This is a genomic window from Duncaniella muricolitica (genome assembly GCF_910574735.1).
Taxonomy (GTDB): Bacteria; Bacteroidota; Bacteroidia; order Bacteroidales; family Muribaculaceae; genus Duncaniella; species Duncaniella muricolitica.
In genome coordinates this window covers 1-17,299 of record NZ_CAJTCF010000081.1, presented here as the reverse complement: position 1 = coordinate 17,299, position 17,299 = coordinate 1, and the positions used below count along the sequence as shown (strand labels likewise).

Genomic DNA, 17,299 nt, shown 5'->3' with positions numbered 1-17,299 from the left:
TTTGCTCATGGTTATTCATGGTTTGTTTGACGACACCAAAAATAACTAATTAGGGCTGACTCCTGCAAATGGTAATCGACTTTTGTCGCTTGCCTTAGCAAGAATCAGCCCTAATTTTTCAATCGCTCAAAAAAAGTTTAGCGGACAGTAATAAAAAATAATAGTTCCTGAGGCTGCCTCGGGAACTATTATTTTTGACTTTTATTTTCAGGCTCTGAATCAGAAGCTGTAGCTGATGCCTATCGAGGGGATGAAAGCGTGGAGCTTGTAGTCGGCTGTAAACTTGCCTGTCGGTTCGAAGCCATAGCTTGCCACCTTGGCCTGGGCCATCGCGGCTGCTGTTTCGGCAGGAATGCCATTCTGTATGAGCGCGCCGGTGATGGCCGGAGTGAGTTTGGCGGGCATCATCTTACCGAGCAGGTCGGCATATTCGCAGGAGGCTCCGTTGATGCCGAGGCCTGCGACATACATGAAGCCGAGGTCAATCGACAGGCTGGGGATGGGGCGGAAGGAGAAACCGATGGTCGGTTCGATCTTGGTCATGCCGGGAGTCTCGGGATTGTAATAGTTGTCATCGACGGGCGATGTGTCCACCATAAGTCCGAGGCGGAGATCCATGCGGGGTGTGAGTGCGTATTCTGCACCGAGCGAGAAGCACCATGAGTTTTTGTAGTTCTTGGTGATGTATTGGTTGTAGCCGGTGAGCTGTTCGCTGAGAAACTCTATGTCAAGAGTCTTGTAGGCTTTCCATCCGGTGAGTCGGGCGTCGAGTGCAAGTGTCAGACGGTCGACAGGCTTGTAGGATGCGCCGAGCGAGAGCACCCACGGACAGGGCATCTCGGCTGAGAAGTTGGCTTCGTTGATGAGGTCGAGCGACTCTCCGAGTATGCCTTGGGCGATAGCGTTGGCATATTTCACGTGGGCGTTGCCGGCTTTGACCTTCATGCCCATTTGGGAGCGGTAAGAGGCTCCTACGGTCCACTGCTCGTTGATATTGTACATTGCGCCGACATTAAAGCCTACGGCTATCTCGGATGTGCCGTTGAGGTTGACTGACGCGGGGGTGGTGGACCCGAAGTCCGGGGTTGCTTCGGGCAGTTGGCCGAGTTCTTTGAGCGCGGTGATGGCTTTGTCGGTGGTGGAGGGTGTGACGAGTCCTTTGTTCAGGTCGACATTGCCCCATGTGACCATGAGTCCGGCTCCGATTGAAAATTTGTCATTGATGGCCCAGGCCAGAGTGGGCTGGATAGTGAAGACTTTGAGCGAGACGTTCTGCGACAGCACCGAGCCGGGCCAGTTGTCGGTCCAGTTGATTGATGACCCGTAGGGGGTGTAGAATGAGATGCCGCCTTTGAGGTTGGGATAGATTGAGAATGCAGCGTTTACGCTGATGGGGGTCGACACGCCGTTGTCGGTCTCATAGTCCTTGCCGTCGACTGTTGCGGTGGCTGTAGGCATGATGCCTGTGAATGAACCTGTGAGGTCGAGAGTCTTGTCCATATAAGCCATGCCGGCGGGGTTGAAATACATGTTCTCCGCTCCGAGCTTGAGAGCTACGCCTGTGTGACCCATGCCTATCTGTTTGGTCGATAAAGAATTGATCTGATAGCCCTCGGCCATGGCCACACCTGCCGAGAGCAGACCGGCAACAGCCGTGATAATGATTTTTTTCATATGATAGTGTGTTGTAACGTCGTGGCCTCTACGGCCTTGGACGCTTGTTGAAAAGCGGGGCAAAGGTAGGGCTATAGGCTGAGAAGCCCAAAAATATAAAGGTTTTTTAACAATAAAACTCTTCTTAATTACGGAATTGTTGGTCTGTTTTTCCTTGAAAAAGCTGCCGGAATATAATGGATAAAACGGCTCAAGAGGCATAAGATACGTAAGAATTAACGAGTTCTTGTAATCTTAAATCTCAAATGAAGACCTTACTGCGGAAAATAAGGCATATGGCCCGTCAGGACCAAATTTTAAAACTTTCATTTAAAATTTAAAATCTTTTAACTCTTACGTGTCTTATGTCTCTTGAGCCGTTGTCGTTCCTGTTATTCTTTCACGATGCCGTCGGCACAGCGGGTGCGGCCCGAGGCTATGGTGTAGCGGAGACGTTTGCCGTTGCCCTCGATGGAGTCTTCGTCGCGTCGAGTCTTGTGATAGAGGTGATACTGGAGGCCGGCAAAGAGCATGTTGCGTCGTTTCAGCCCTATGTTGTAGAGCCGGGCGGCAAATTCCCGGTCCTCTTCGCCCCACGTAGTGAACGACTCGTCATAGCCGTTGACTTTCAGCGCGTCCTCGCGCCAGAAGGCCATGTTGCAGCCTATGAGCTGGCGCACCGAGCCTTTGTGGTGGTTGCGCAGCAGTGACGACAGCCATGGGGCGCGGATGGTGTAGATGCGCAGTCCCTCCATCGGAGTGGACCACCATGCGAGGTGGCCGCTATACTTGCCGTTGCGTATCTTTTGCGAGACAATCGGAGCGAGCTTGGAGCGCATGCCTGCGACAAAGGTGCCTCGACGGGCAAAGCGTGCATGGTCGCGCACGAAGTGGTGGTGGAGTATCACGTCTCCGTCCACCATAATTATATAGTCGGATGTGGCGGCGGCGATGGCTTTGTTGCGTATGCGTGACAGTTGAAAGCCGTCGTCTGGTTGCCATATGTGTTTCAGACGTTCGCCAAAAGTTGGGCGGAACGATTCGATCATCTGACGGGTCTCGTCGCGCGAGCCGTCGTCGGCAATGATTATTTCGTCGGGCCGTAGGCTTTGCGCGGCCACGCTGCGCAATATCAGTTGGAGATCGCGCGGGGCGTTATAGGTCGTGATTATTATGGCGGTGGTCATTGATGGGAGTTTGTGGTTTAGAGTTTATAGCTAAGACAGGAGCGCAGGTGTTTTGATATATTTCCTGTACTCCTGTCTTATTTTTTTAAGTAGAGGTCTAAACTTCTAAACTTTAGACTCTAAACTTTCAACTTTATATGAGATTAGTCGATTTCCTCGTCAGCCTCATAGCCGCCCATCTCGCGGATGGCGTTCTTGAGCATTACATACTGCTTGAAGAGGTGGTTGACGGGAACTTCACCCTTGGTGTAGTCGTGCATCGGGCTCTTGAGGAAGAAGCTGAGGAAACGCTGGATGCCATGACGGCCGGCGCGGGCAGCGAGGTCGCTCAGAAGCACGAGGTCGAGGCAAAGGGGAGCTGCGAGGATAGAGTCGCGGCAGAGGAAGTTGATCTTGATCTGCATGGGGTAGCCCATCCAGCCGAAGATGTCGATGTTGTCCCATCCCTCCTTGCTGTCGTTGCGCGGGGGATAGTAGTTGATGCGTACCTTGTGGTAGTAGCCTTCGTGGCCACCCTCCTCAGCACCGCCGCAGTTTGCGCCGTAGAGGTCGGGCTGCTCCTCGGCTACGAGGATTGACTCGAGGGTAGAAAGCTTGCTCACCTCCTTGGTGCGGAAGTTGGCGGGCTCGTCGAGCACGAGGCCGTCGCGGTTGCCGAGGATGTTGGTCGAGAACCATCCGTTGAGACCGAGACAACGTGTGCCGATGATGGGGGCGAAACCGCTCTTCACGAGGGTCTGGCCGGTCTTGAAGTCCTTGCCTGAGATGGGCATGCCGGTCTTCTCGCTGAGCTCCCACATGGCGGGGATGTCAACGGTGGTGTTGGGTGCGCCCATGATGAAGGGTGCGTCTTCGCAGAGGGCGGCGTAAGCGTAGCACATAGAGGGTGCGATGTGCTCCTTGTCGTCGGCCTTCATGGCAGCCTCGAGAGCCTCGAGTGTGCCGTGATACTGCATGTCGATGGGCACGTAAACCTCGGTCGAAGCGGCCCAGAGTACTACTACGCGCTCTACACCCTTCTCCTTCTTGAAGTTGCGGATGTCCTCGCGGAGCTGCTCTACCATCTCCCAGCGGGTCTTGCCGGTCATTACGTTGTCGCCGTTGAGACGCTTGGCGTAGTTGTGGTCAAAAGCGGCCTTCATGGGCACGATCTGCTCGAGCTCGTCCTTTACAGGCTCGATGTCCTTTTCCTGGAGCACTTCGGCATAGATCGCGCTCTGATAAGCGTTGGCGGGATATACGTCCCATGCGCCGAACACGATGTCGTCGAGCGATGCCATGGGCACGATTTCGTCATATTTGAGATATTTCTTGTCGGCACCTTTACCCACGCGGATTTTGTCATACTGGGTCATTGAACCCACGGGCTTGGTGAGACCCTTGCGGGCCATAAGGACGCCGGTCATGAATGTTGAGGTGACCGCGCCGAGACCTACTACGAGTACGCCAAGTTTGCCGTTGGCGGGTTTTACAGTAGAGTTGCTCATGATTTTTGTTTCAGTAGTGTTGATTGATTGATTTGTTTTCTGTGGTATGTGAGGGCCGGTGTGCGGGAGTGAGTGTGTGATGAATGGAGAGAGATTGTGCACACTATGCCCTATTAGCGTGGCAAAAGTAGTGGGATTTTTTCTAAGTGTGAAAACTTTTTATTTTAAAAATCCCTTTATTTTGTAAAATATTGTTAAGATTTAAGGAATTTGGTGAAAATATATAAATTTAACGTGTTTTACATGGGTAATTGTTAATTGTTGTTTTGCGTGGTTTCGACTCTTACGAGGTCAAGACGAGTGGCCGAACGCTCCTTGATAGTGAACGTGATGTCGTCGATGACCACACATTCTCCCTGGGCGGGCAGGGTGCCGGTCTCGTGCATGATGTAGCCGGCAAGAGTCTGATATTCGTCATCCTCGGGTATGTCGAGGCGGAATTGCTCGCGGAGTGTGCGCACTTCGATACGTCCCGAAAATTCATATACTCCGGGGGATATTTCAGTGGCAGTGATGCCGTTTTTGTCGTGTTCGTCCTGTATGTCGCCGAATATCTCTTCCACGAGGTCCTCGAGGGTTACGAGACCGGCTGTGCCGCCAAACTCGTCGACCACCACGGCCATGGAGCGTTTTTCGCTGAGCAGTCGGCGCATCATAGTGTTGGCCAGAAGGGTCTCGGGCGCGTAGAGCACCTCTTTGATATGTTCTTTCCAGTCGCTTGTCGGGTCAAAGAGCTCCGACACGTGGACATAGCCCACCACATTGTCGATGTCCTCGCGATAGACGAGTATCTTGCTGCGTCCCGACGATGTGAAGAGCTCCGAGAGCTCGTCGCGTGTGCAGTCATCGAGGTCGACGGCCACGAGTTCGTTGCGAGGGGCCATGCAGTCGCGTAGCTGTGTCGACGAGAAGTCGAGCGCGTTGTGAAATATCTTTACTTCGTTCTCCACCTGTGTCTCCGCGGGATTGTCGAGGTCGTCGATTTTGGTCTCGAGATACTCGTTGAGGTCGGAGATGGAGAGCACGCCCAGCCGGGTGTCTTCGGCCTTGAGTCCGGCCATGCGCATGAGCAGCTTGGAGAGCCATGAAGTAAACCATGCCACCGGATAGAGGATGATGTAAAACAGGAATACCGGCAGGGCCGACAGCTTGAGCGATCTGTAAGGGTTGATGCGGAATATCGACTTGGGTATAAACTCGCCCGTAAAGAGTATGACAAGCGTAGATATGAGTGTCTGGAGCAGGAGTATGAGTGCCTGGTTGGAGGTGATGTGCGCGGCTATCCATGGCTCAAGCAGTGCGGCCGCTCCCATGCCGTAGATTACGAGCATGATGTTGTTGCCTACGAGGATGGTGGAGATGAAAAACTCCTGATGGCCGTAATAGCGCGATATGATGCCGTTGATGAGACCGCCGCGGCTTGAGTCAAGACCTACACGTACGCGGTCGGAGGTGATGAATGCTATCTCGACCCCTGAAAAGAAGGCCGACAGGATGAGTGAGATTATAGTGAGTAATATCCAGAACACTGCCGTTTTATTTTATCGGTAATTAGCAATTAATGCAATCGTTGGTTTTCAGATGCTCGGCTTTCAATTCTCTGTCTCGACGGAATCTGTGGGTTGCTCTTCCGTCTGCCGGCCTTTGCTCTTGAACTCCGAGGCGGGGAAGATGCCCGACACCTTCTTGATAGTATAACGAGTGAGCTGTTCGTTTGACTCGAATCCGTAGCCTTCGAGCACACGGTCGGTGCGCTCGATGTGTATGAACGAGTCGGAATATAGTTTGTGGGTGCGTTGGTCCCAGAAGAGCTGCTGCGTCAGAAACTTCTCGTTCATGACGTTGGATATGCTGACGTTTCCGTCGAGTTGCCATGTCTGTTTGCGCTTCAGATAGATGGCCGAGTCGGCGCGCACGGTGGCTTCGGTGCGGAAAAAGTTGTCATACTTGTCGAGGTTAAGCCCTTCGGGAAACCGCCAGTAAGGCTCTTCCACTTCGTCGTAGACATACCATATCGGGGTGACGATGCGATAGCGTGTCACGCCCGAGTCGGATATGAGAGTCTCGACGTCGCGAGTGAGCATGGTCGGTATCACCACCGACGTGTCGACATCGGCGGTGTCAAGCGAGGAGTCGTCTTTGCATGATGTGGTGACCGTAGTGCTCATCGCTGCCGCGGCCACGAGGGCGGCGGCGGGGAGCAGGCGCATGTGTACTGTCCGTCGGCTCATTAGCGAAGTTTGTTGTGGTAGAACCAGTTGCCGTTAAAGTTGACGCCCAGGGTGATGTTGAAATACTTCTCTTTGAGCAGTGCCACGGGGCTTGACTGACGCTGACGGTAGTCAAAGCCGATGTTGACGATGGTGCGGCTGCTTGATGTCGGCAGACCCAAGCCGCACGAGATGCCGTAATCGTTGACATTGTTGTCGCCGGCCATGATGTAGTCGCGGTTATAGAAGACTCCGGCGCGATAGGTGACGCGCTTCAGATATGAGCCGCGTGGGTCGGGCATATAGCTCGCGCCTACACCTATCTTCCAGCGGTTGTCAAGGCGTGTGGCCGAGAAGTTTTCTATCTGGGCATATTTGGCATTCTTCCAGGGCTGGTAGGTGAAATCGACCTCGGCATGCACGCGCTCGTTCCAGTCCCACGCAAGGCCTACGCCATAGGAGGGGGCATACGAGAAAAGGTCGCGCATCTTCACTACGCCCGGAGCGATGGTGTCGGGGCTGGCGGAGTTGCTTTGCAGATATTTCACCACGTATGTCTTGCCGAGTACACTTTTGCCGGGCTCGTAGGATACACCGAGTGTCACGGAGTTTTTGGACGAAAGGTTGCAGGTGTATTGCGCTCCGAAACGCAGACGGTAGTCCTGTATCTCCATCGTCTGTTCAAACACTGCTCCGGTGCCGCCGGTGTGGGTGGCATAGAGGGTGTTGTATGTGTTGCCGAAAAGGTAGCTTACGTTAAAACCTATAGAGAGACCTTTGAGGGGCATCCATCCCGCTCCGAGATAGAGCTGGTTGATGCCGCCCGAGCCCTGGTGGCTGGTGGTGCCGTTGTCAAGGGTGGAGCCGAACGAGTAGCCTACCGATGAGAAGGGAACGAGTCCGGCACTCACGCCTACGGTCTTGCTTACGGGGAAGAGCATGGTTATGTAGTCGATGCCGCCGCCCCAGTCGCGCTGCTTGCCTGAATTGTCCTGACGCCAGTAGAGCGACACATCCACGCCCATGTCGAAAAGAAAGGTCATGGAGTCGACCGATGCATATGAGGCGGGATTCATGACATTGATCTGACGGCCCGAGTGCATGGCATAGCCGGTAGAGCCCATCTGACGCTGTGCCGATGTGGCATTGTCGCCCATCAGGCCGTAGCCGAATTTGGAGTAGGGGCTTGTTTCCTGTGCCGAAGCCGACAGGCAGGTGACGGCCGCGAGGGCACACGTGAGGGTGATGATGGTATTTCTAAAGAGTTTCATTGTAAAGCAATATACGGTTTAGACCTTTGCTCACCAGGTGCTCGTCCACCCGTGTGTCAAAGTCGCAGACTGAAGCGAGGTGATGGCCGCATCCTCCGCCGAGCACTACTATGGTGTTTTCGGGCAGATGGTTGCGGTAATAGTTGATTGACGACACCACCGAATAGACGGCTCCGAGGGCTATGGCTGTGCGGGTGTCTTGACCGAAGAGCCGGCGGCACAGCCGGTGCATGTTTTCGGGAAACGGCACCAGTGGCAGACGTGCCGTGAACTCGTGGAGGGCTCGCAGTTCCATCGATATGCCGGGAGCTATGTTGCCTCCGTGATATGTGCCTTCGGCGTCCACATAGTCATAGGTGACGGCAGTGCCGGCGTCGACCACCAGTATGGGGTGTCCGGCATAGTCGGCCCAAGCTCCTACGGCGGCGGCCACGCGGTCGGCTCCGAGAGTCGTGGGGGTGGCGTAGTCGATCCGTATGGGCAGACGTGTGTCGGGTGTGAGCCGCATGGCCCGGGGGCACAGGTGTAACAGACGGCGCAGTATGTCCACGTCCTCGCGGGCTACGGAGCAATACATCGTGCCTGCCAGGGTACGTCCGCCTGCAAAGTCGCTCACCTTATTGGGGGTGAGTGCCGGTTCCATGCGGAAGTCCTCGAGCTTCGAGTCGTTCCACAGGGCTATCTTGGCCTCGGTGTTGCCTTGATCGATGGTGAGATAATGGGCCACGTCGATTGATGGTGTTTAGAGCTGCAAAAATACTAATTACTTGTGAATATACTGTAATTTTCAGCTTTTTTTACTTTTTGGGACGCTTTTTAGCTTTGGATTTCACATCGTTTTCAGTCGTGTTTTCGAGCTTCTGGCGCGGTATCATGATGGATGTGTAGAGTGTGAGCACTCCACCGGCCAGTGTGAACGCTATCCAGTCGTTGCCCTCTCCGGCTCCCGGCTTGACGGGAAGAAAGAGAAATACGGCTCCGGCTACAAACACCAGTGCGGTCCATATCTCCATCCGCAGCAGACGGCGCAGCTTGAGCGAGGCTCCGGCGGGTGTCTTTTGCATGAATCGCCCTATGATGAGCAGCAGTGCTCCCGTGGCGTATGTCCATGTGACTGCCGTGCGGGCTACGTGGAGCACGGGCAGGGCTACCGCGGCCATTATCAGCAGCAGTCCCAGCATCGCAAGAATGGTGGCTATTCTGTTATTTGCCATTGTTTTTACTTGGCTTGCGGCCAAAGGTTATAAGGTTATGAGGTTATAAGGTTAGCCTGCGGGGTGTTTGTTCCTTCGGGTAGGGGGGAGATTAACCTTCGTGCAGGGGGTTATATTGTCATTCAAATATATACACGTCCTCGTCGGGGTGCTGCATGTGGTGTTGCTCACGCACGATGCGCTCCATCGTCTCGCGGTCATTGTTGAGCGAGCGGTTGAGTTCGCGATAATAGGTCAGTGTGTCGGTGGCGTCCTCGATCTGGGCTTTCAGCTCGTCGATGCGCTGCTCTTGGTCGATAGTGCTTATGAGGGAGTTCTCATTGAAAAACAATACGACCGACAATACTATCAGCGCGGCGAGCAGCGTGAAAGAGAGGTAACGCCGGCACCAGTTCATAAATTCGCTCATCGTCAGAATGTCTGTTCCGTTAAGATGTTTTTTAAAGTTGAATGTTGAATCCTGAATGTCGATGTGACGGCATCCAAAATCCAACATTCAATTATTCACTCTTTTTCTCAGAGGCTCTTCTTTACCTCGACTTCTTCGAAGCCTTCGATGATGTCGCCTTCCTGGATGTCGTTGTAGCCTGCTATAGAGAGACCGCAGTCATAGCCCGAGGTAACTTCTTTGACGTCGTCCTTCATGCGCTTGAGCGAACCGAGTTCGCCGGTGTAACGCACGATGCCGTCGCGGATGAGGCGCACCTTGCTTCCACGCTTGATTTTGCCCTCGCGCACGATGGCTCCGGCGATGGTGCCCACTTTGGAGATGTGGAATGTCTGGAGCACTTCGGCTGTACCGGTGACTTCCTCCTTGATTTCGGGAGCAAGCATGCCCGACATTGCGTCCTTGACCTCTTCGATGGCCTGGTAGATGACTGAGTAGAGACGTATCTCCACGCCGTCGTGCTCGGCTGCACGGCGTGCGGCCTGCGAGGGACGCACCTGGAAGCCGATGATGATGGCGTCGGATGCGGCGGCCAGTGTGACGTCGCTCTCCGAGATGGCTCCCACGGCCTTGTGGAGCACATTGACCTTGATTTCCTCGGTCGAGAGCTTGATGAGCGAGTCGGAGAGGGCTTCGATAGAGCCGTCCACGTCACCCTTGACGATGATGTTAAGCTCGTGGAAGTTGCCGATGGCGCGGCGACGTCCGATTTCCTCGAGAGTGGTGCGCTTGGCGGTGCGGAGTCCGAGTTCGCGCTGCAGTTGCAGACGCTTTCCGGCTATCTCGCGTGCTTCCTGCTCTGTCTCCATCACGTTGAAGGTGTCGCCTGCGGTGGGTGCGCCGTCCAGACCGAGTATGAGAGCCGGTTCGGCCGGTCCGGCCTCCTTGATGCGCTGGTTACGTTCGTTGAACATGGCCTTCACCCTGCCGAAGTGTGTGCCGGCGAGTATCACGTCGCCCACACGGAGTGTGCCGTTCTGCACGAGCACGGTGGCTACATAGCCGCGGCCCTTGTCGAGCGACGACTCGATGATTGAGCCTACGGCGCGACGGTCGGGGTTGGCCTTGAGGTCGAGCATCTCGGCCTCGAGGAGCACTTTCTCCATGAGTTCGTCTACACCGATGCCTTTTTTGGCCGATATGTCCTGGCTCTGATATTTTCCGCCCCACTCTTCGACGAGATAGTTCATCTGGGCCAGCTCCTCCTTGATTTTGTCGGGGTTGGCTGTGGGCTTGTCAATCTTGTTGATGGCAAACACGATGGGCACGCCGGCTGCCGAGGCGTGGTTGATGGCCTCGATGGTCTGCGGCATGACGTTGTCGTCGGCTGCCACGATGATGATACAGAGGTCGGTTACCTTGGCTCCGCGGGCACGCATGGCGGTGAAGGCTTCGTGGCCCGGGGTGTCGAGGAATGTGATGTGGCGTCCGTCGGAGAGTTTTACGTTATATGCTCCGATGTGCTGGGTGATGCCTCCGGCCTCGCCGGCGATTACGTTGGCGTTGCGGATATAGTCGAGCAGCGAGGTCTTGCCATGGTCCACGTGGCCCATGACGGTCACGATCGGCGGACGGGTGGTGAGGTCTTCCTCGCTGTCCTCCTCCTGCTGTATGGCGTCCGACACTTCGGCCGATACATATTCGGTGGTGAAGCCAAACTCTTCGGCCACGATGTTGATGGTCTCGGCGTCAAGACGCTGATTGATCGATACCATCACGCCGATGTTCATGCAGGTAGCGATAACGTTGTTGATGGGCACGTCCATCATCACCGCAAGGTCATTGGCTGTCACAAATTCGGTTATCTGGAGCACGCGGCTTTCGGCTGCTGCCTCGGCTGCCGCCTCGTTGGCGCGGTTGGCAAAGGCTTCGCGCTTCTCTTTACGCCACTTCGCGCCCTTCTTCTGGCCCTTGTCTTTGGAGGTGAGGCGGGCAAGAGTCTCGCGCACCTGCTTCTGTACGTCCTCCTCGTTGACTTCGGCGTGTACGGGACGCTTGTTGCGGTCTTTGCCGCGTCCGCGGTCATTGCCGCCGCGGTTGTTGCCGCCCTGTCCGCCCTGATGGTTGCCACCGCCGCCTTGTCCGCTGCGGTTGCCGCCTTCGGGATTCTGCTTGCCGGCCTTTTCGATGTCGATTTTCTCTTTGCCGCCGATGCGCTGACGCTTCTTGCGGTTGTTGTTGGAGCCTTGTGCGCCCTGACCACCCTGTGCGCCCTGCGCGCCGGCCTGACCGTTGCGGCTGTTGCGACGCTCCTCTTTGGTTTTCTTTTTGGGGCGGGTCGACTGGTTGAGCGATGTGAGGTCGATGTGACCGAGCACTTTGGGGCCGGTCAACTGGGGCTCGGGGCTGTAGCGGAACACTTCGGGTTCTGCCGATGCCGTTGCAGGCTCAGCCTGGGCTTCGGGTTTCTTCTCTTCTTTGGGAGCTTCGGCCTTTACGGGCGCGGGAGCTTCGGGCTTCTTCTCTTCTTTGGGAGTCTCGGCCTTTACGGGCGCGGGAGCCTCGGGCTTCTTCTCCTCCTTGGGAGTTTCGGCCTTTACGGGCGCGGGAGCTTCGGGCTTCTTTTCCTCTTTGGGGGCTTCGGCCTTTACGGGCGCGGGAGCTTCGGGCTTCTTCTCCTCCTTGGGAGCTTCAGCCTTTACGGGCGCGGGAGCTTCGGGCTTCTTCTCCTCTTTGGGAGTCTCGGCCTTGGCTGCGGGCGCGGGGGCCGGAGCGGCTGCCTCGCGGGCAGGAGCCTTTTCCTTGACGGCATTGTTGTTGGCGTCAAGGTCAATCTTGCCGAGCACCTTAAATTCTATGCCGGGACTGGGGGCGGCTATCTTTACCTCATCCTGCGAGGCAGGGGAAGACTTCTCGGCCTCCTTGTCGTGACGCTTCTTTTCGATGAGCTCGCGCACTTTGCGGTCGGGCTGGAAGGCCTCCACAAGTATGTCGTAAGCGGCTTCGTCGATACGTGTGTTAGGGTTGGCATCGATGGAGATGCCTTTTTTCTGTAATTGCTCCACCACGGTGGGGATGGAGACGTTAAATTCCTTGGCGGCTTGACTTATTTTTATTCTCGGCATATAATGTTGTTAACGAAGCTATTGTTTTAATCGTTGATGTGATGGGGCGGAGTGTGGTCTAAAGTTTAAACTCTAAACTCTAAACTTTAAACTTTATAAAGCCTCCTGTCCCTCTGATTCAGATTCGGGCTCTGTCTCAGTCTCGGGTTCGTCCTCAAACTCAGCCTTGAGCACGGCGATGACATTGTCGACGGTGTCTTCCTCGAGGTCGGCCTGGTCGATGAGCATCTGGCGCGGAGTGTTGAGTACGTTTTTGGCAGTTACACAACCCATGTTCTTGAGGGCGTCGATGACCCAGCCGTCGATTTCGTCCTTGAACTCGTCGAGGTAGATGTCTTCGTCCACCTGCTCGGGGGTGTCGCGGTAAACGTCGATGGTGTAGCCTGTGAGCATCGAGGCGAGCTTGATGTTCATGCCACCCTTGCCGATGGCGAGTGACACCTCTTCGGGGCGCAGGAACACTTCGGCTTTCTTGGCCTCTTCGTCAAGGTGTATCGACGATACTTTGGCGGGGCTGAGCGCGCGCTGTATGAAGAGCGAGGGGTTGGCTGTATAGTTGATTACGTCGATGTTCTCGTTGTGGAGCTCGCGGACGATACCGTGTATGCGCGAGCCTTTTACGCCCACGCATGCGCCCACGGGGTCGATGCGGTCGTCAAAGCTCTCTACGGCTATCTTGGCGCGTTCGCCGGGGATGCGGGCCACTGCCTTGATGCTGATGAGGCCGTCGAGTATCTCGGGGACTTCACGCTCGAAGAGGCGGCGCAGGAACACGTCGCTTGTGCGCGATACGGTAATCTTGGGATTGTTGTTCTTGTTGTCGACGTTGGAGATTACGGCCAGCACGGTCTCGCCCTTGCGGAAGAAGTCGCCGGGGATTGATTCGTGCTTGGGCAGAAGCAACTCGTTTTTCTCGTCGTCCATGAGGAGGGTCTCGCGGCTCCAGGTCTGATATACCTCGCCCGACACCAGTTCGCCTTCCATTTCCTTGAATTTGGCATAGATGGCTTCTTTCTGGAGGTCGAGAATCTTTGACTGGAGGGTCTGGCGCAGATTGAGGATGGCGCGGCGGCCAAAGTCGGCAAAGAATATCTCTTTGGTGTGCTCCTCGCCGATCTCCACGTCGGGGTCTTCGTCAGCGCGTGCGTCCGACAGTGATATCTGGAGGTTGGGGTTGGTGACCTCGCCGTCGGGCACTACCTCGAGGTTCTGGAATATCTGCACGTCGCCCTTGTCGGGGTTCATGATGACATCGAGGTTCTCGTCGGTGCCAAACATCTTGGCGAGCACGTTTCTGAACGACTCCTCAAGCACACTGATCATAGTGGTCTTGTCGATATTCTTGAGTTCTTTAAATTCGGCAAACCGCTCCACCATGTTGGGAGCTTCCTCTTTTCTGGCCATAATATATTATATATTAAGGTATATTTGTTTTTATATTGTTTCTTGATAATCGTTTGGTTATTTGAAGTCGAAGTGATATGTCACCTGCTTGCAGTCGGCTACGGCCAGAGTCTCGGGCTCGGTAACCATCACGGGGCGTTTGGCTCCCGGCTCCTTGACCTTGCGGGTGATTTCGACTGTAAAAGTCGAGCCGTCCTCGCTCACTGCCGTGAGTGTGCCCTTGAGCTTGCGGCCGTCGCGGGTCAGGACATCCACTTCGTCGCCTATATGCTTGTCATATTGCTGCTTCACCTTAAACGGGGCCGACAGCGATGCTGTGCCCACTTCGAGCGAATAGTCCTCTACGTCGCGGTCGAGCGCGTCGTTGAGCTTGCGGCTCACTTCGGTGCAGAAGTCAAGGTCGACGCCGGTGGCCGAGTCAAGCTCTACCACGATGTCATTGTCGGCCGACACTGTCAGCTCCACCACATATGCGTCTGTATTTTCTATGGCCTGCTCTACGAGTGCCGCGATTTTCTCCTTGTCAATCATAATGGGAAACATAAAAAAGGAGGAGGAAGCTGGGTGGCCTCCTCCGTGACTTAGCGTTTGCAAAGTTACTAATAATATGTGTAAAAGCCTCGAAATAGGGATATTTAGATAAAAGTTTTTGGTATTTTTAACATTATTTCACTCTGCTGTCGTGTCATATGTGGCTATCGGTATCGCATAATGTGCACAACATCAATAATTTTACACTTTAAATTTTCCATTTTAAATTAATTTATGTACCTTTGCAGCCTGTAAATCCGCAATCTCTGGACGGGACATGCTGCCCGCTACATTGCGGCATTGTTAACATTTTTAATATACGTATAGAAAAATGGACTTAATTAAGGTTGTCAACGAGGCATTTGCCACCGGCAAGCAGCACCCCGACTTCCAGCCGGGCGACACTATCACAGTAGCTTACCGCATCAAGGAAGGCAACAAGGAGCGTATCCAGCAGTATCGCGGTGTGGTTATCCGCATCTCGGGCGAAGGTGACAAGAAACGCTTCACAGTACGCAAAATCTCCGACAACATCGGTGTAGAGCGTATCTTCCCCCTCGAGTCTCCCTTCATCGACTCGATCACTATCAACAAGTATGGCAAGGTGCGTCGCGCCAAGCTCTACTATCTGCGCAGCCTCACAGGCAAGAAGGCCCGTATCAAGGAGCGTCGCATAGTGAAGAAGGACTAATCCCCTGCGGGATTACAAAAGTCTCAAAAGGACAAAGGATACATGAGCCCTGTGTGGCTTGTGTCTCTTTTGTCCTTTTTGATTTGTCAGGAGCCGTTTGAAATTTTGCTGAGTTTTTTAGCAAAACCGTGAACCATTGTCCGCCTCGCTCCGTTGTATATAATGAACGTACCAACTATTGTTTATGAAAGGGATAGCAAGATTGTTAATGGTGTTAGCAGCGTTAAGTCCCCTGAGCCTTTCGGCCCGGGGGATTGCTGACATTATAGAGGGCTTGTCAGCGGCCCCCGCCTATAACGCGTCAGTTACTTACAGTGTCACACTTCCCAGCCGTGACGATGATGTGGTGTATCGGCTTAATCTCTCCTCTGTGCCGACTCCCGCCGACACGCTGTCGCCCTGTGCTTATCTCATAGGCTGGCAGCTCGACACACCGTCAGGGCCGACCGAGGGGTGGACTTCCTACTTTACCGGCAACCTCTATCGCTATCGTGACCATCGGCTGCGTGAATATCACACATCCTGGGACCCTGCGCCGTTCATGCCGGCCACAGCTTCGCGCCGACAGCCCGGAGTGCAGGAGGCCACACAGTTTGTCGAGCTCCTTCCGGCCTACATAGCACGCGATCTCCGGGCTATGGCTGCCGATACGCTCTATACACTCTCCGAGCCTAAGGAGACCACGCTTGACGGACGTCCGGCCATGTGTCTCGAGGCTGTGATGGATGTGCGCGGCGAGCGTGTGCGTCAGGCTTCCTATTGGTTTGACCGCGATACGCATCTGCCTCTGCGTATTGACATCGAGAGCAATCCTGCGTCGATCACCGAGCAGACCATCACCGTGAACTATGCCCCTGCTCCGGACGCCGATACCCCTATGAGTGAAGAGAGCCTGCTCGCCCTCTATCCCGAGCACTTTGAGAAATATCGCGAGAGCAATTTCCGCATCGAGAATCTCCGCGATACGCCGCTTCCCACCTTTACTCTCCCCACCGCCACGGGCGAACGTTATGCCCATCAGCGGGGCCAGGCTTTCCGCGCACCTACGGTAGTGGCTCTGCTTGACCCCGATACGTCGTTTTCGTCTGATATAGTGCGCGACCTGCGTGCGGCCATAGACTCATCGACAATCCCTGCCGATATTATCTGGGCTGTGACCGGCACCAATGCCGACCGTGCCGAGGAGCTTGTTGGGCAGACGCGTCCCGGCGAACATCTTCTGCTCAATGCCCGCTCGCTTGCCCGCGACTGCGGGGCCTCGTCGCTCCCGGTGGTTATTCTCGCCGCGCCTTCGGGGATGGTGAAAAATGTGTTGCTCGGCTACAACTCCGACCTCTCTACAGTTGTTTTACAGTCAATAGCCCTCCTGTGAGCGGGCTCTGCTTTTCTTGAAAACTACCAAATCAATAACTCTCAATAATATGGAAACCATTCTCTTCAAAGGCCAGCCCTGCCACACCTGCGGCACCGTGCCTGGTGTGGGCGAGACCGCGCCATGCTTTCATCTTGCCGGTCCCGACCTCTCACAGATACTTTGCTCCGACTTTGCCGGCAAGCGTGTAGTGCTCAACGTATTTCCCAGCCTCGACACCGAAGTCTGCGCCCGCTCGGTAAGACGCTTCAACGAGGAGGCGGCCAAGCTCGATGACGTAGTGGTGATATGTGTCTCTATGGACCTTCCCTTTGCCATGGGGCGTTTCTGCACAATCGAGGGCATTAAGAATGTGCTCTTCGGCTCGGCATTCCGTTCGCCGATTTTCGGACAGAAATATGGGCTTCAGCTCGTTGACGGACCCTTGGCCGGACTTCTGGCCCGTTGTGTGCTCATTCTTGACGAAAACCGCCGTGTCATCTTCCGCGACCTCGTTCATGAAATCACCGACGAGCCTGCCTACGATGCCGCTCTCAGTGTATTGAAAGTTTAAAGTTAAGAGTTTAGAGTTTATGTATAGGTCTGTTGTACATAAACTCTAATTTTTTTGCATGTTCGAGCCCGGCCTTGCTATGGTCGTGAGACGGAGCTATGCATAAACTGAAGTTGTTTAAACTAATTTGATTTGTGAAATTTTTTAAGGAAAATAACGATAAAAGCGAGGAAATTCCAACCTTTCCAACTGGAGACGGTGGTATCGAAGCGG

Annotated in this window: 15 protein-coding genes; 3 read left to right on the top strand and 12 right to left on the bottom strand. The window is 54.6% G+C overall.

Annotation, left to right across the window (positions count from 1 at the left end; translation table 11 throughout):
• Positions 1–219: 219 nt before the first annotated feature.
• From QGT73_RS14575 to rimP, 12 genes are all read right to left on the bottom strand, one after another.
• A complete protein-coding gene (locus QGT73_RS14575) occupies positions 220–1,674 on the bottom strand; it encodes an OmpP1/FadL family transporter (protein WP_280122888.1) in 1,455 nt (484 codons plus the stop codon).
• Positions 1,675–2,045: 371 nt separating this feature from the next.
• On the bottom strand, positions 2,046–2,840 hold the full coding sequence (locus QGT73_RS14570; protein WP_280122887.1) for a glycosyltransferase family 2 protein: 795 nt from the start codon (positions 2,838–2,840) through the stop codon (positions 2,046–2,048).
• Positions 2,841–2,983: 143 nt separating this feature from the next.
• Positions 2,984–4,327 (bottom strand): inositol-3-phosphate synthase, encoded by a 1,344-nt coding sequence (locus QGT73_RS14565; protein WP_280122886.1) that lies wholly within the window; start codon positions 4,325–4,327, stop codon positions 2,984–2,986.
• A 254-nt stretch (positions 4,328–4,581) separates the two neighbouring features.
• Complete coding sequence (locus tag QGT73_RS14560; protein ID WP_280122885.1) at positions 4,582–5,856, bottom strand: hemolysin family protein; 1,275 nt, start codon at positions 5,854–5,856, stop codon at positions 4,582–4,584.
• A 63-nt stretch (positions 5,857–5,919) separates the two neighbouring features.
• Positions 5,920–6,558 carry an LPS export ABC transporter periplasmic protein LptC gene (gene lptC, locus QGT73_RS14555; protein ID WP_280122884.1) on the bottom strand — a complete coding sequence of 213 codons (639 nt, stop codon included), beginning with the start codon at positions 6,556–6,558 and terminating at the stop codon, positions 5,920–5,922.
• On the bottom strand, positions 6,558–7,808 hold the full coding sequence (gene bamG / locus QGT73_RS14550) for a BamG family beta-barrel-assembly machinery protein (protein WP_280122883.1): 1,251 nt from the start codon (positions 7,806–7,808) through the stop codon (positions 6,558–6,560). The genes lptC and bamG overlap by 1 nt, the downstream gene beginning before the upstream one ends.
• The gene (locus tag QGT73_RS14545; protein ID WP_280122882.1) at positions 7,795–8,535 is read right to left on the bottom strand and encodes a type III pantothenate kinase; all 741 of its coding nucleotides are present in this window, start codon (positions 8,533–8,535) and stop codon (positions 7,795–7,797) included. Before QGT73_RS14545 ends, bamG begins: the two co-directional genes overlap by 14 nt.
• A 70-nt stretch (positions 8,536–8,605) precedes the next feature.
• Entirely contained in the window at positions 8,606–9,022 is a 417-nt protein-coding gene (locus QGT73_RS14540) for a hypothetical protein (protein ID WP_280122881.1), read from the bottom strand.
• Positions 9,023–9,140: 118 nt separating this feature from the next.
• On the bottom strand, positions 9,141–9,431 hold the full coding sequence (locus QGT73_RS14535; RefSeq protein ID WP_280122880.1) for an FtsB family cell division protein: 291 nt from the start codon (positions 9,429–9,431) through the stop codon (positions 9,141–9,143).
• Positions 9,432–9,538: 107 nt separating this feature from the next.
• Positions 9,539–12,535 carry a translation initiation factor IF-2 gene (gene infB / locus QGT73_RS14530; protein WP_280122879.1) on the bottom strand — a complete coding sequence of 999 codons (2,997 nt, stop codon included), beginning with the start codon at positions 12,533–12,535 and terminating at the stop codon, positions 9,539–9,541.
• 93 nt (positions 12,536–12,628) lie between these two features.
• A complete protein-coding gene (gene nusA / locus QGT73_RS14525; RefSeq protein ID WP_280122878.1) occupies positions 12,629–13,939 on the bottom strand; it encodes a transcription termination factor NusA in 1,311 nt (436 codons plus the stop codon).
• A gap of 57 nt (positions 13,940–13,996) precedes the next feature.
• Positions 13,997–14,470 carry a ribosome assembly cofactor RimP gene (gene rimP / locus QGT73_RS14520; RefSeq protein WP_280122877.1) on the bottom strand — a complete coding sequence of 158 codons (474 nt, stop codon included), beginning with the start codon at positions 14,468–14,470 and terminating at the stop codon, positions 13,997–13,999.
• Between the two features lie 331 nt (positions 14,471–14,801).
• On the opposite strand from rimP, the gene rplS reads away from it, so the two are divergent.
• From rplS to tpx, 3 genes are all read left to right on the top strand, one after another.
• Positions 14,802–15,161, top strand: a complete 360-nt coding sequence (gene rplS, locus QGT73_RS14515) for a 50S ribosomal protein L19 (protein WP_123616522.1) — start codon at positions 14,802–14,804, stop codon at positions 15,159–15,161.
• A gap of 184 nt (positions 15,162–15,345) precedes the next feature.
• Entirely contained in the window at positions 15,346–16,533 is a 1,188-nt protein-coding gene (locus QGT73_RS14510; RefSeq protein ID WP_280122876.1) for a hypothetical protein, read from the top strand.
• Positions 16,534–16,582: 49 nt separating this feature from the next.
• Positions 16,583–17,086: a thiol peroxidase gene (gene tpx, locus QGT73_RS14505; RefSeq protein WP_123616520.1), complete on the top strand. Its 504-nt coding sequence runs from the start codon at positions 16,583–16,585 to the stop codon at positions 17,084–17,086.
• The last annotated feature ends 213 nt before the right edge of the window (positions 17,087–17,299 follow it).